Consider the following 15,293-nt stretch of genomic DNA (forward strand, 5'->3'; position numbering starts at 1 on the left):
AATAAAGGACAAAAGATACATACAAAAGAAATAATCAATATTTTTAAAAAGAATATCATATATACATACTAATATCAAAAGTGTAATTTTGTATTGTAACAATAACACAAATAAATATGAATAAATACAAATTATTTTTTTCAACAATTTGTTTAACGAGTATTTTAGCTTGTCAGACAAACAAACCAAATGAGTACGCATGGATAAAAAATGCACTTGATGTTTCATCAACCCAACTACAGATAATGGGAAACAGACTAAAAGACTGTGGAATGTATCCTCGTAGTATCCATCAACATTGCGATACCATGTTTATAAGTAAACAGTTGGAACGTGATGTCTCCGTGTTTATAGATTCTTTGGAATCTACTTCCACCCCTGAACAGTACGGAAAGATACTGTTATGCCCCCCAACGGATTGGACCAGCGGTTTTTTCCCAGGCTCATTATGGTATGCCTATGAACTAACAGACAAAAAAAGTTTAAAAGATCTTGCAATACACTACACGAATGGTCTTGATACAGTACGTTATATAAAAAATACACATGATATAGGTTTTATTATAAATTGCAGCTATGGTAATGGATATAGAATTACACATGAGGATACAATAAAAAATATAATAATAGAATCAGCGAATAATTTATGCACTCGTTTTAACGATACTATAGGATGTATCCGCTCATGGGATTTCGGAGAATGGAACTACCCTGTAATCATAGATAACATGATGAATCTGGAATTGTTGTTCAATGCCTATAATATTACATCTAATGTAAATTATAAAAATGTAGCATACAAACATGCCATGACAACTCTAAAAAACCACTTCAGAAATGACTATACATGTTATCACATTGTAAGCTATAATAACGATGGCAGCATTGAATATAAAAGAACCCATCAGGGGAAACATGACGAATCAGCATGGGCAAGAGGACAAGCATGGGCTGTTTATGGTTATACTGTATGTTATAGAGAGACAAAAGATTCTACGTTCCTGAATCAAGCCGTAAACGTAGCAGATATGATAATGAAAAGAGTTAAAACAAATGATATTATTCCTTTATGGGATTACGATGCAATAAACGACAAAGACACACCACGTGATGCATCAGCTGCTGCTGTAACAGCTTCTGCATTTATAGACCTAAGTATATTAAGCAACAATAACAAATATTTCGAATATGCAGAGAAAATACTAAAATCACTATCCAGTGATAAATATCTGGCAAAAGTTGGAGAAAATCAAAACTTCATTTTAATGCATTCTACCGGTTCTATACCTAATGGTTTTGAAATTGATGCTCCACTAAATTATGCAGACTATTATTTTTTGGAAGGGCTACAAAAATATATGAAAGTAAAGAATATACAATATTCAGATTTATAAATAAAAAAATATAGGAAGACATTAAAACCTAATTATTGAGGTACAATTAAAAATCAATAGGTAATATAAATGCAGTCCGAATAAACTCGGACTGCTTATTATTTATAACTTAAACCTATAACTTGCCCCTGCCCTTATCCATATCCCGGGCTGCGGGATATTGCCATGGTCATAGTATGTCTTGTTCAGAAGGTTATTTCCTTCTACATATATCTTATACTGCGACGCATTCCATGTAAACCGTGCGTCAACAAGTGAATAAGGTTCGTATGACACCATTGAATTACCTTTCTGGTAATTACCCATACGGTCCTGCCAGCGGTATGACACGTTCATCTCAAGCAGTTTCCATATTCTGAAGTTCGCCTGTGCCACGAACTTATGTCTGAGATACTCCAATGCATATTTCGACTGTAGATTTGGCGTAGTTTCCTTATCCTGGTCAATATAACTGTACGACACATTGACCGAACGCACAAAAGCATCGCGCTGCATCAGTTCGCGTATATCAACAAGAACAGAGGCCTCAGCACCCATTGTATTGATTACGGCATGATTAACCGACTGCCATGGAGCGTCATCGCCCTGCGATATATCCTTTATCCAGTCTATCATGTCCGTTCCGTGATAGCGGTACAGACTCAGAGTACCACGTATTCCCGGACGAAGATACTTCACTCCCACTTCCACTGCCTGCATTTCCTCAGGTTTCAGATACTTGTCGGCTTTATGACCTCCAACGGAATAATACAGCTCTGTAAAAGTAGGCATACGCAATGAGGTATTGTAAGAGGCATAAACCTTCCAGTCGCGCGCGAACTGATAGCTGGCATCAACACCCGGATAGAAACGGAACTTCATTTCATTTCCGGTGTTCTTTACGGCTATCACTCCCGCTGAAAGAGTGAAACGCCTCAACACGATATTATGTTCCAAATGAAAACTCAGATTGGTCCTGTTAAGTCCGAGAGTAAAATCGGCATCAGCACCGGGAACTTTTATCGGAGAATTAAGCGGTTCTCCAAGCGATGTACTCCTTACACCTTCATTCCTGAACTCCGCTCCGAATGCCGTTTTTCCGAGGAATGTCTGGATGTAGTTGTTTAGATTTACACCATAGACATCGGTCTGATGATAATTGAAAGGAGATTTTTCCGGCATTCCACGATAAAATTCAAATCTGTCGTCCGAACGGTTCCAATAGACAGACGGCTTGAAATGATAGACATCGCCCTTGGTTTCTGCCTGAACAGCAGTGTAATACTTTCTTACGTGTTCAAACTGCTCGTCGGAAAGAGTGCTGTAGAAAGTGTTCGCGCCATAATCCTTGTTTGTGAAACCTGCATGCCAACGTACATCCACCTGGTCGTTCTCATATCGTCCCTGATAGAAGAGCCTTGCATACTTGAAATCGGCATTAAGATTTCCTGCCTTGCTACGACTAAAACCGTCACTACGGCTGTAACTGCCAGAGACCTGGTTACTCAAACCATTCTTCACATGGCTTACCATAGCTCCACCTTTGAAATAGCCATAAGAACCGCCGTCGGCAAACACCTCTGCCCCGCTGTCCTTTGCAGTTCGCGTAACGATATTGATGGCTCCCACCAGCGATGATGTGCCATACACACGTCCTGCAGGTCCTTCCAAGACCTCGATACGTTCTATTTCACTTAATTCAATAGGAAAATCGGCCGCGTTATGGCCAGTTTGTGGGTCGCAGATGTTTATTCCGTTCAGAAGGATAGTAATTTGGTCGAACGTTCCCCCACGAATACTTATGTCCGTTTGTACTCCCATGTCACCGCGCTGTCGGACATCAACGCCGGCGGCATACTTTAACAGGTCGTTAATACTCTGTACAGGGGCGGCGGCAATAGCCTCGCGGTCGAGTACAGTCACGATTCGTGCTGCCTGGCTCACTGTGAGCGGCACACGGCTACCGGTTACCTCCACTTCCTCCAGTTCATACAGTTTCTCGCCTGCATTGTTTTTCTCGGCTGTCTGGGCTGATATACCCGTAACAGGTGCTGATGCCAGCATGGCTACTGTCATCACCCCGATACTAACCGGAGATTTCAATGTGGAGAACACTGCATACGAGCGGTTGGAATAGCGTCTGAAACGCATAGTCCGGCTGCTTTTCTGAATGTTTTCTTTCATTGGTTAATAATTAAATTGATTAAAAATGCGGGGCAAAGGTACAAAAGTTTAGATAGAAAACAATAGATGGCTAAATTCACACAGTCGATACGATAATATGACCAACAACGGTTTTCAACAGCATGAAAATACTTTATCAACATTTATCAACAATATGTTAATAAGCTGTATATCAAATAATATTACAACCTATATACACCTGTATATCAACAGCCCATAAATAGATATCAACATATATGTTAATATCAATAGAAGCAATAACATCTGAATAAATAATAGAGTAGGTATAGGCAATATTAAAGGAGATAAAGTATGTTTCAATGAACATTACTTTACCTCCTTTAATTTTCAGATAAGCAATAGCTTCCTGACTCCTTTAATCAATAATTATTTCACTTCAACAGATTCAACATATTTATTTCCAAATCTGTCTGTCACTGTCACTTCAATGTTTTTCGCTCCTTTCGATGGTTTTACGGAGAAGAAACAATAATCATTTGCCTGCGGAGTTGTCCCTTTGGACTTCAAAGTACCGTCAGCATGGCTCCTGCTCAAGTACATTGTGTAATCAGGGTCAACTGAAGAAAACGACTTCATTTCTCCTTTATTCTTTCCGTCTTCTTTCCATTCCACTTTCCAACCTTCATCCCAATTCCATACCTTAACGCATAATTCATCTACGTGGTTAGGGAAAGTACCTATCGGATAAACCTTAATCTGATAGTTTCTCGGCATAGCCAATGTCTTGTAATGCCACTGCAATCCAAGAGGAGAAGACTCAAACACCTGATAGCCCATAGGAGTTCCATCATAAGCATATTTACAATTGCCAAGCCACCACGCGCCACCTATAGATGCAACCATGTGTTCCCTTACATTAGGACGCAACAATATGTTTGAATGAATATGTGTATGACCTGTAAGAATTGACACATTGTAATCCTTAAGAATATCCATCAGTTCTTCCGCACCTTCCAGTTTTTTGTCAATATAATAGATATAAGCCGGAGCATGCATTGCCACAAACACATGAGAACCCTTTGGTATGTATTCAATATACTTTCTCACCCATTGGAGCTGTTCGGACGTAATCCTTTCATCATATTTACGGTTTCCTCTGTAATCAATATTATCAAGAACTATATAATAATCACGTCCCATATTGAAAGCATAGTAGTTGGGACCGAATGATTCTTTATATACAAGCTCGCTCTTCTTGTTGTCACTGAAATACTCTTCATGGTCATGATTACCTATGACAGGATATACAGGATAGCCTAAAGTCTTCAAATCATCTTTGAATCTGCCATAAGTTTCCTGATTATCCCAAACCAAATCGCCAAGCAGAATAGCCGCTACCGGAATGCTTCTGTCCATGTATTCCTTTCCATAGTTTCTCAGGTCAGGTAAAGCCTCATTTTCCATCCTGAGATATGCGGTATCATTACCCGGCTGTGTATCGCCTACGGCAAACATTGTATATCTGCCTTGTGGAACACTGTACTCGAAAAGTTCAAAATCATGTTTCTTTGCCGAAACAGATTTGTAAAAACATGGTGTTCCTGTAGAATAAGAAGCCACATAGCCCGAAGGTGTCACAACATATACAAAATCAGATAAAGAAGTGTCTGTGTCAATTCTATAGTTACCAAGAGAATCTGTTGTAGTGAAGTTCACTCCATCCGTAACAACTACATCACTTAATCCTTTTTTACCGCAAAACACCTTGCCTGTTATTTCTTTTGAACAAACATTTATACTGTTTGCCAAAAGAAACATACTTAAAAAATAAATATTACATTTCATAAACTATACTATTATATTATTTAGTTCTTTAGTTTTTGAGTTTATAAGTTTGTTATTGATTTGATAGCCAAACAGGAATAAACTCAAAAAACCATAAACTTACTTATTCAACTGAAAAAGTTTGATATTATCAATAAACCAGCGTTTGTAAACAGAACTTCCGGTCGTTTCTTTGTTGTCACCCCAGCCGTCAGACTTTATGCTTATACGGGTGTCCTTTGTTATTTCAACTCCTTCAAGAACAATGTCGGCATGAAGCCATTCGAGCTTATCAACTGTGTCAACAAACGAATGTCCTATCGGCTCCAATTCCGTCACTTTGTCTCCATTTACAATGGAAACAATAATCTTAACAGGGTCGAATTTTCTTGTTCCTCCAACCATAGGAGCCCAATCGAAAGATAATTTCAGTTTTGAGTTTTCCGGAATATTATCTATTGAAGGCAAAGTTAAACCAGCTTGATAATCTGTCTTACCGAATTTAAGATAACAATCCTGTAAATAAATTGCATTTCCCGGAATCTGTTCCAGACCATATCCACGAGCCAACAAAGCTTCAGACGCCAATTGTCCTTCAGGATTCTTTGCCGAATATATCTGCGGTGCACTACCAGAACCATCATTCTCTACCGTCTGTCCTGCACCACTATTCTCTGCCCATGGTTTCAACCACTCAAAATTTTCAGAGAAGTATATAACCTCATATACTCCGTCATCCTGTATTGACTCAAGGACAATTCTTACAACAGGAGCCGCCGTTCCGGAATAATAGCCTTTCAATATCACATAATGACCATTCAAATTGCTATAATCCCCAGAAACATCAACCAAAGAAACTGAGTTTGCAGCACCTTCTATTGTTATGACATTATTCAGGAACACTCCTCTTAAAGTAACATATTCCCTTTTGTCGGAAGTGTAGGAATCAATCTTGTCTGTAATTTCAACAGGTTGCGGATGATTTATTTCATGGCCTTTGGACAACACAGTAACTTTATCGCAAATGATATTGGACAGCTTATATGTATCGGACTCTTTCGTTCCCATTATATATACTTCATCGCCAACCTCAACATTCTCGGATGTCTCAATATAAATGTTACTGTCGAAAGAGGCGCTTGTGACAATACATCCGCCGGTTGTCACCGCAGAGACATACGCGCCCGGGACTATAACTACTGTTCCATCTTCCAATGACACTACATCAGATACTGAATATTCCTTACAGTCGCGGTATTTGTCTCCATCCTGTGAGACCTTCACTTCTGCCCTGCTGGACAGAGTACTTCCTCTAAACACCACTGTAGCCTCTCTCGGATTGTCTATCGAACCATCTCTCATATTCTCAGACACGGATATCGTAACTTCCGTGGTTCCTGAACCTGTAGCCGGTGTAACTGTGACCCACTCTGGAATTTCCTCCATGTACCATTCCGCATCAGAGTAAACTGTTATTATTTTCTCAGTCGGATTCTGAGCAGAAAAAGTCAAGGAGCTCGTACTTGCGAGAACCGCACGCGCCACATTATCTTCTTCCTTACTACAACCGCAAAGTAAAGCAACCATGAGGCACAACGCCGGCATAAATATTTTATTTGTAAATTTCATAATAGCCTATATTATATTTTACACATATTATTTAGAAATCAAGACCATCATCCCATCCCGGATTCTGTGTCAGGTTCTTGTTTAAAGAACGCTCGTTGATAGGAATCGGATACAGATAATCACGCTCCTCGTTGAAACCGTTGCGTACTATGTCCTTATGGCGATACACATATCCGCTGTTATCGCCAGTAAGCGTAATGTCCTTACCTATTTCATAAACCAACACCCCTTCTCCGGCTTCAGGTTTGACGCCACCATTCGCATAAAGTATTACGTCCGCTTTTCCATCACCGCTCAAATCATATTCTCCGGGGCCTGGGAAATACATACCATAGATGTCCTGGTCAACGCACGCTCCGGCTTTCCAGCGTACCAAATCGTCGAAACGGAAACCTTCCTGCATAAGTTCGATGGTACGTTCGCGGCGTATTTCCAATATCACGCCTTTGTTGCTGCCTGTCACATTAGGATATCCATGTTCCTCAGACGAGAGATAACGGTCAGGATTGGCATTCGCCGCATCCATATCCAAGTGGGCATCGTTCATGCCTACACGGTCGCGCAGCAGATTAATGGATATATTCAGGTCTTCCTGATTCAATGTTCCCAATTCAGCCTTAGCCTCGGCATAGTTCAACAAGACTTCAGCATAACGATATACCGGAAGGTCGCAGGTAGAATAGCTCGGACGGTCCACATTTCCGCCACATGCTGTCGGATCTTGTACGAATTTAATAGGCTGATAGCCGGTAATGCTGGTCGATAAGTCCGGTGGAAGTACTGTATTAGTACCGATACGAGTATATCCGGGAGTACGGATGCTCTGTGCCAGACGAGGGTCTCTGTCCTTGACCTCTTCAGCAAACTTCATTTCCTGCCAACCCTGTTTGTCGGTAAATCTGGTTCCATCTTTCATCAGATACGTATTCACCATCTTGCGTGTCAACCCCGGCTGTCCCTGAGTGGCAACCAACGCATGTCCGGTTGCATTGTGGTATATATGCAAACCGAAGTCGAAGTTAATGGCAAGGATATATTCGTCCGGATTGGCATTTTCCTCGGCAAAGAGCATCATGTAGTCACTTTCCGGATGTCCGGTGGAATACAACTTATAAGGACCATCATGCATAATCTCATAAGCCGCCTTAGCTGCCTGGTCAAGATAATAAGTATAATCGTTACCTTCCAAAGTCAAGTTGTGATACTTGCGGTAAGTTCCCTCGTAAAGGCAGAACTGAGCTTTCAGCGCCAACGCTGCCCAGCGGTTCACACGGTAAGGGCTGCTCGGCTCTTCTTCTCTGGTGGGAAGGTTATTAATGGCAAATTCAATGTCTTCTAACATCTTGGTCATGACCAATTCGCGCGAGTCACGCGGTTTGTAGAGGGCATCGTCAGAAGAACCCAACTCAACATCATACCAAGGCACATCGCCGAAACGTTTTACTTTTTCAAAATAGAAGTATGCCCTGAAGAATTTGGTAAGTGCTGTATATTTGGTTACGGCTGCCTTGTCCTCACATTTGTCTATATTAGCCAGGAGGGTATTCATCTTGCGCAAGTCCGTCCAGCTCCATCCTCCACCGGAGGCGGGAACAGTACGTTTGTTTCCTCCGATAATTTCGTCCGACAATTTCTGCTGCACATAAATGTCACTCTGGTCATCGTAAGGCGACTTGTCCAACAGATTATTGTAGAAAGTGTTGCTGAAAAGCTGTAAATCGCTCTCTGTCTTGAAATAATCATCCTGAGAGATTTCACTTTTCGGGCTTAGGTCAAGCATACTGTCACATGAGGATAATCCCACCGAAAGGCTCAAAGCCGCTATAATAAATCGTTTCATATATATGTTTGTCTGTTAGTTGAATAATGATTAGAATGTGATGTCAACCCCGAACATGAATGTTTTCTGCCAAGGATAGTACATACGGTTGTAAGTGTCATTGCTGCGGTCGAAAGCTGATTCCGGATCAATGTATTTAGTATGCTTCTTCAGCGGCGACCAGTAGCATAGGTTCTCACCTGAGAAGTAGATACGTGCCTGCTCAACACCTATTTTCTTTGTAAGGTTCACCGGAATGGTATAACCTACAGTAAGATTCTTGAAGCGCAGGTAGCGAATATTCTGCAAGTAACGGTCATTAACCTTACTTAGAGGACCGGAAGTGGCTGAATATGCCATCGGGCGTGTAAAATATGCATCCTTATTGTCTTCTGTCCATACCTCATCCATGAAGTTCTTCTGAAGATAAGTCAGATACGGATAAGTATAAGCTCCCCAGAACTGTGCGGCATGTGAATCAGGATACCAATAGTGATTTCCAGTTCCTTGGAAGAATACAGATACGTCAAATCCATACCAGCGTAGGCTTGCGTTGAAACCGTACGAAAGACTTGGAAGAGAGTTGCCCAATATCTTGCGGTCTCCCGGATCATCCACAGAATTGCTGCCGATGTCCAATTTCTTGTTATCGTTCAAATCGACAAACTTAAGGTCACCTCCCTGCCATCCGCCGGTTATGCGGTTGTTGATATAGCTAAGGTCAACTTCCTTGGCGTATGCCTGCGCCTCTTCGGTAGTCTCGAACAGTCCGTCTGTCACGAATCCCCAAATTTCACCCAAACGCATGCCTTCGTAATAATCTTTGGCAAAAGTCTTGTCCTTGTTGTCGTATTTGGTGATGTAACTCTTATAGTCGCTCATGTTAGCCCCAAGGGTATATTCCACCGGACGTCCAGCAAGTTCGAACTGGTCTCTCCAGCTTACTGCTATTTCATATCCTCGTGTCTGCAGGTTGGCTGTGTTCATGTCCGGCACACTCGCTCCATATACAGCCGGCAGCTCGATACCATCGGTCAGCATGTTCAATGTGTTACGCACATATCCGTCCACAGTTATGTTCAGTCTGTTTTTCAACATTGTAAAGTCGAAACCCAAGTCCCACTGCTGGCTTGTTTCCCAAGTAAGGTCAAACGATACCGGCGCTCCCAATGTAGAGTACTTCGCCATCGAGCTGCCTTCGCCAAACGAATATCCGGCAAAACTACTTACTGTTACCAATCGCATGTAAGTGTAATACGACGATACATTCTGGTTACCCAGACTACCAAATGAGGCTCTCATCTTCATATTGTCAATATAAGGAGTCAGCGGTTTGAAGAATGGTTCCTCCGAGATACGCCAGCCCAATGAACCTGATGGGAAAAATCCCCAACGGCTTCCGGAAGCAAAGCGCGAAGTACCGTCATAGCGTCCACTCACTTCAAACAGGTAACGGCCCTTATAATCATAATTCAGTCGTCCGAAGAAACCGGCCAGCGCATATTCATTCTGAGCTCCATCTACTCCTGTCACCACCTCGCCTTCTTCATTAACTCCAACAAGGTTAAAATCGTCAAGCGAAGTGGAAGTCAGATTTTCACCGAAAGCCGAAATGTTTTTCAGTCGCATGGTCTCGTAGTTGAATCCGGCCACTGCTGTAAGATGATGCTTGTCGTTGAAAGTATAGTCAAAGTTGGCAAAGACATTTGCCGAATAGTAGTTGCGTGTATTCACCGACTCATCCAGGCGATTGGCTCCGGCACCCGTAGTATAATACTCCATTTCAGCATCAGGATATTCCCTGTAAGGGATATTGTTTGAGCGGCTGGTATTGCGTGTCTGATACAGGCGGTAAGTAAAGTCGGCAGTAAGGCTCAACGGTTTTATCGGCGTAATGACCAGACGGGTTGTATTCGAGAAATCATTCGTACGGTTCACATTACGGTGCGACCCTTCGCCAACGATGATATGTCGTCCGTTACCCACCTTATAGTCTATATAAGGAGTGCCGTAAAGCCATGAACCATCAGGATTCTTCATAGGGAAGCAGGCAAGAGCATGATTTGAGCTGTAAGCCAGAGTGTTCTCCACACTTCCGTCTCCCTGCGAAGTATATTGGGAGCCGTAAAAAGAAGTGTTGTTGGTCATTGTTGCCCACTTGTTGATACGGAAATCAAGTTTAGAACGCAGGTTATACTTGCGGTAAATATCGGGATTCATTCTCAGAATACCTTTCTGATAGTCATACGCTCCGCTCACCATATACTTCACGTCCTTATTCCCTCCACTGATAGAAATATTGTGCTGCTGTGTGGGATGTGTGTCATCGAACATCATTTCCCACCAGTCGTAGTTTCCATAATACACCCACTGGCGGCGTCCGTTTCTCATTTCTTCCACCACCCACGGACGGTCAGGATTCTCTGTTTTGTCGTTAACGCGTGCCAGCAACTGACGCATATCCTCGTCAGTATAATTAATATAGTTCTTACCGTTCTCCGCTTTACGGAAAAGGTTTACAGTATAAACAGACCAGTAACCTGTGTCTTCGTAGTCAGTCGATGTAGTAGGCGATTCCCAACCCAAACGGCCGCTGTAACGCACTGTAGCTTTTCCTTCATTTGCTGCACCAGATTTGGTCGTGACCAAAATCACACCAAATGCCGCACGCGCGCCATACACAGCTGCCGCCGAAGCATCCTTGATAACAGAAATAGACTCTACGTCATTGGGGTTAATACGTTCCAGTTCGCCCACCGCACCATCAATCAGCACCAATGGCTCCGCACTATTGATAGATGTGGTACCGCGCACATTAATTGAAGGAGAGCTTCCCGGTACTCCGGATGAAGTCGTAATGTTCAAACCAGGGACAGAACCTTGAAGCATATTGGTAAGAGAGTGAGAGACTCTGTTCTCCAAGGATTTGTTATCCACCATTGTCACGGCTCCCGTAAGGTTTACCTTTTTCTGAGTACCATAACCGATTACTACTGCCTCGTCCAACATGATGGCATCTTCCTGCATATATACCACTATATCATTTTGTCCGGGCTTCACCTTAACCTTCTCGGTGATATAGCCCACATAAGAGAAATTCAGAGTCGCTCCGGAGATGGGTATCTGAAGTTCGAAAACTCCGTTTATATCAGTCACACTTCCCCTGGAACTGCCTTCAATGCCGACTGTTACCCCGATAAGCGGTTCCTGCAAAGCATCCAGTACCCTACCTGAAATAGCTCTGTTCTGTGCCGACAAAGCGGAAGCACTGCCTGTCAGCAACAACAACAGCAAAAAAACATACGAATTGAAAACTTTCATAAATAGATATTTTGTTTAAATAGTAATTGAGTATTAAAAACTGAATTGACAGTCAAGCCCTTTTCCGGGTTTTACCACCATATTGGTAACATCAAAGTTCACTTTACCTGATGTAATGCCGGCATCGCCCAGCTTTACCGTGATGGTATGTTTTGATTTCGGCTCAATGGTATATGTCCTGAAATATATCAGATTGGCGTCGTGCTCTCCCTTCTTAAGATAGAAAGGCAGGTCTGAATTGTTACGGACAACAAACTGTACACGTTTTTCATTCTTGTTTATCTTTTCGATGGTTACCGACTTTCCGAACAATTCTCTCAGCCACTGTTCTTCACCGATAATCATATCCTTAAAGAATACTGCTGTCCTGCGGTTATCCAACGCCTCCCTGATGCCTTCCGGAGTACGTTCCTTGGCAAAAACCAATGTCATTGTACGGTGTTCACCCTTATTGAAGTCAATATTAGTCTGTATCGGTTGATGAATGTCGGATGTTCCTATCATAGTAAGTTTCTTGTCAAGACACCACTGCAACGCTTCCGGATAATAATGCTCACCGTTTGCCACCTCTATGCCCTGCATACATCCGTTATTGTACAACTCGGTATGTTCCTTCCACCATTTTGTTTCTTCCGGCTGCTGTGAGTCCCATCCCGGATGATTCCAGAAGATAAAGGCTTCCTGCGATTTGGCAGCCTGGAAAGCATCCTTATAGTCTTTGGTGTCCAACGGATTACTGTCTGTCAGGAATATGGCATTGTGATGTCCCGGAGCCATAGGACGGGTAATCTCGCTTCCTTTGATAACAATCACATCCTTATTCTTGGCATAATCCTTCATAATCTCGTACGAGCGGTTATGGTCGGCCTGTATGTCTTTCTTATGCGGCCTGTATTCGATATGCTCCGTGATGGCAATGGCATCCAACCCTTCGGAATATGCCTCGTCAACTCTCACAGTAGGCCAAACCAGACCATCTGAGAACACAGTGTGCATGTGAAAATCACATTTCAATGTTTGATACTTGTCAAGGTCCGGTATATCAATGCTTTTATCAACAGCTTGTCCGAATCCCATTTGTACAATCCCGCATAAGGCGAGAGACAGAAAAAGTTTTTTCATAATCTGAGTCTTTTAGTTTTTATAGTTTATAGTTGTTTTTAAAAACGATAACCGTTTTAGCGGAGCCTGTACGCTTCGGTAGAGAACTCTTTGGGACGTTCCATCAACTCCGTCCATTCATGTTCGAACTCATCACGCACAGTAATGACGAGATCCGTATCGGCATCAACAGCTTTCACTTTGAAGAAATGTGTGAACTTTTCAGTAATGAAGCTAGGGGTAGATGTCAGTGTAGATGAGTTGAAACGTTTCACACTTAGAGCTGCCACATGCAGCGGGTCATACGCCCACACCTCTTTCGCCTCAAGCTTGTTGCCATTCTCATCAGTCACGTCCAATGTCCAGTTTGAATTCCAGTTCCAGATATTTATCAGTACCTCATTATTCGTGTTAACAGGGTAGGCGTCAACATAACGTTGAAACTTAGCCTTTACCGAAGCCGGCACACTTGCCGGCATCTGTGGAACATCGGCCAAAGAGAAACTCACATTGTTCAGGTCATAACTACGGAACTGATAATCCTCAGTCCATCCGGTTGATTTATATATCCATTCTATGTCTGTTCCGTTTACATCCCATATAGAGTATCCCCCCGGTGTTCCGTCAGGACTTATATGTACCCCGGGAGTTAAATGTCCTGACCACCACCATGAAGCACATATCGCACCTGCATTATGTTCGTAAACCTCCTGTCTGCCTGTCACGGCTGCTTCCGGAGTCACGTTAAAGCTCAGGTGAGTATGTCCGGTAACAAAATGCACCTTATATCCTTTCAGTGTATTCAGCAATTGTGTAGTGTTCAAAACATCGTGGTCCATCTTGAACCCTTCCGTCTCCGACGGATAGAAAACCTGTGCATGCATTACCACCACCAACGGAGTCGATTTGTCCACATAGGCCAAATCCTTGGCAAGCCAGTTCAACTGCTCTAAAGACACACGCTTCTCGTAGTCGCGAGAGGTTGTCCCATCGTAGTTGCTACAGTCAATGTCGTCCAACACTACATAGTGAACTTTCCCGATATTGAATGAATAGTACATAGGAGCAATGTAATCAGTGAAACGACTTCCTGCATCCTGATCGTCAGTAGATTTATAGTCATAGTCATGGTTACCTATGGTATGGAAAATCTGAAGCCCCTTTACCTGACTGTTTATTGTATTAAGATACTCAGGAAGGGCATAACTATTCGAATACCAGTACAAATCCCAAGTCATGTCGCCCAACGTGATGGCATACATCTTTTCATGCTGATGCAAGGTGCGGTAACTGTTCAAATCCTCAGTAAAGTTCATGAACTGTCCTAAGTCCCCCGTACGGTTGGCAAGGTGCATATCCCCCAGCATGAGCACCTTGTAGTCATCCTGTCCTTCTACAGCTGTAAGCGAGAAATCCACACGTTCCAAAGTGGTGGCATCCCCTCTCATTATTTTATAGAACTGAGGCAAAACTCCATTGGCAGGAACCTCATATCCTGAAGGTATGGAAATAAACACATATCCCCATTTCTTTTCCGATTCCAACTGATAGATACCGCGCTCATCAGTCACGCTTACCTCTATCCCATCCGAAACGACAACACCCTGCACCGGACTACCGTCTGCCGACACCACACCATAAACCGTAGTTCCGGCATCAGGTGTGAAATCCAAGTCCTCTACTATATTAATATATGTCTTGCTTATCAACTTCTTCCTGTTATCACGCTTGATATATAAGACGTAATAGCCGGTCTTTATCTCATTACTTAAACTTATGGTAAAACTATCTGCCGCTATAGACAGTATAGGACAAATATAAGAGATACCGTTTTCGGACTCCAATATAATATCATCTGTATCAATCAACGAACTTGTATTGGCACCCGCAAACGTATATTCCCCTCCTACACTTACCTCTATAAGAGAGGGGGCATCAAAGTCAATATCAAAACTATCTTTGATTTCATTCAAAGGTTCGCCACATCCTGAAGTCAATAAAATCAAGACCAAAAGCGACAGCACACTGCGCAACGAAACTGTTTTTAAGCAAAAATAATATTTACCCATACCTATTAATTA

General features: G+C 42.4%; 8 protein-coding genes. 1 reads left to right on the plus strand and 7 read right to left on the minus strand.

Features of this window, described 5'->3' with window-relative positions; genetic code table 11:
* The first annotated feature begins 116 nt into the window (after positions 1-116).
* The gene (locus H6A61_RS07345) at positions 117-1,394 is read left to right on the plus strand and encodes a DUF4995 domain-containing protein (protein WP_204392482.1); all 1,278 of its coding nucleotides are present in this window, start codon (positions 117-119) and stop codon (positions 1,392-1,394) included.
* Positions 1,395-1,496: 102 nt separating this feature from the next.
* Here H6A61_RS07345 and H6A61_RS07350 read toward each other — a convergent pair whose 3' ends face one another.
* The 7 genes from H6A61_RS07350 to H6A61_RS07380 form a co-directional block, all read right to left on the minus strand.
* Positions 1,497-3,557: a TonB-dependent receptor plug domain-containing protein gene (locus H6A61_RS07350; protein ID WP_204392484.1), complete on the minus strand. Its 2,061-nt coding sequence runs from the start codon at positions 3,555-3,557 to the stop codon at positions 1,497-1,499.
* A gap of 387 nt (positions 3,558-3,944) precedes the next feature.
* The gene (locus tag H6A61_RS07355; protein ID WP_239469142.1) at positions 3,945-5,336 is read right to left on the minus strand and encodes a calcineurin-like phosphoesterase C-terminal domain-containing protein; all 1,392 of its coding nucleotides are present in this window, start codon (positions 5,334-5,336) and stop codon (positions 3,945-3,947) included.
* 126 nt (positions 5,337-5,462) lie between these two features.
* Entirely contained in the window at positions 5,463-6,971 is a 1,509-nt protein-coding gene (locus tag H6A61_RS07360) for a BACON domain-containing protein (RefSeq protein WP_204392488.1), read from the minus strand.
* Positions 6,972-7,002: 31 nt separating this feature from the next.
* Positions 7,003-8,811, minus strand: coding sequence for a RagB/SusD family nutrient uptake outer membrane protein (locus H6A61_RS07365; RefSeq protein WP_204392490.1), 1,809 nt, complete (start codon positions 8,809-8,811; stop codon positions 7,003-7,005).
* A 30-nt stretch (positions 8,812-8,841) separates the two neighbouring features.
* Positions 8,842-12,111 (minus strand): SusC/RagA family TonB-linked outer membrane protein, encoded by a 3,270-nt coding sequence (locus H6A61_RS07370; protein WP_204392492.1) that lies wholly within the window; start codon positions 12,109-12,111, stop codon positions 8,842-8,844.
* 33 nt (positions 12,112-12,144) lie between these two features.
* The gene (locus H6A61_RS07375) at positions 12,145-13,233 is read right to left on the minus strand and encodes an Sb-PDE family phosphodiesterase (RefSeq protein WP_204392494.1); all 1,089 of its coding nucleotides are present in this window, start codon (positions 13,231-13,233) and stop codon (positions 12,145-12,147) included.
* 56 nt (positions 13,234-13,289) lie between these two features.
* The gene (locus H6A61_RS07380) at positions 13,290-15,281 is read right to left on the minus strand and encodes a calcineurin-like phosphoesterase C-terminal domain-containing protein (RefSeq protein ID WP_154044257.1); all 1,992 of its coding nucleotides are present in this window, start codon (positions 15,279-15,281) and stop codon (positions 13,290-13,292) included.
* Between the last annotated feature and the right edge of the window lie 12 nt (positions 15,282-15,293).

Source organism: Bacteroides caecigallinarum (assembly GCF_016901995.1).
In the GTDB taxonomy this organism is placed as follows: Bacteria; Bacteroidota; Bacteroidia; order Bacteroidales; family Bacteroidaceae; genus Phocaeicola; species Phocaeicola cellulolyticus.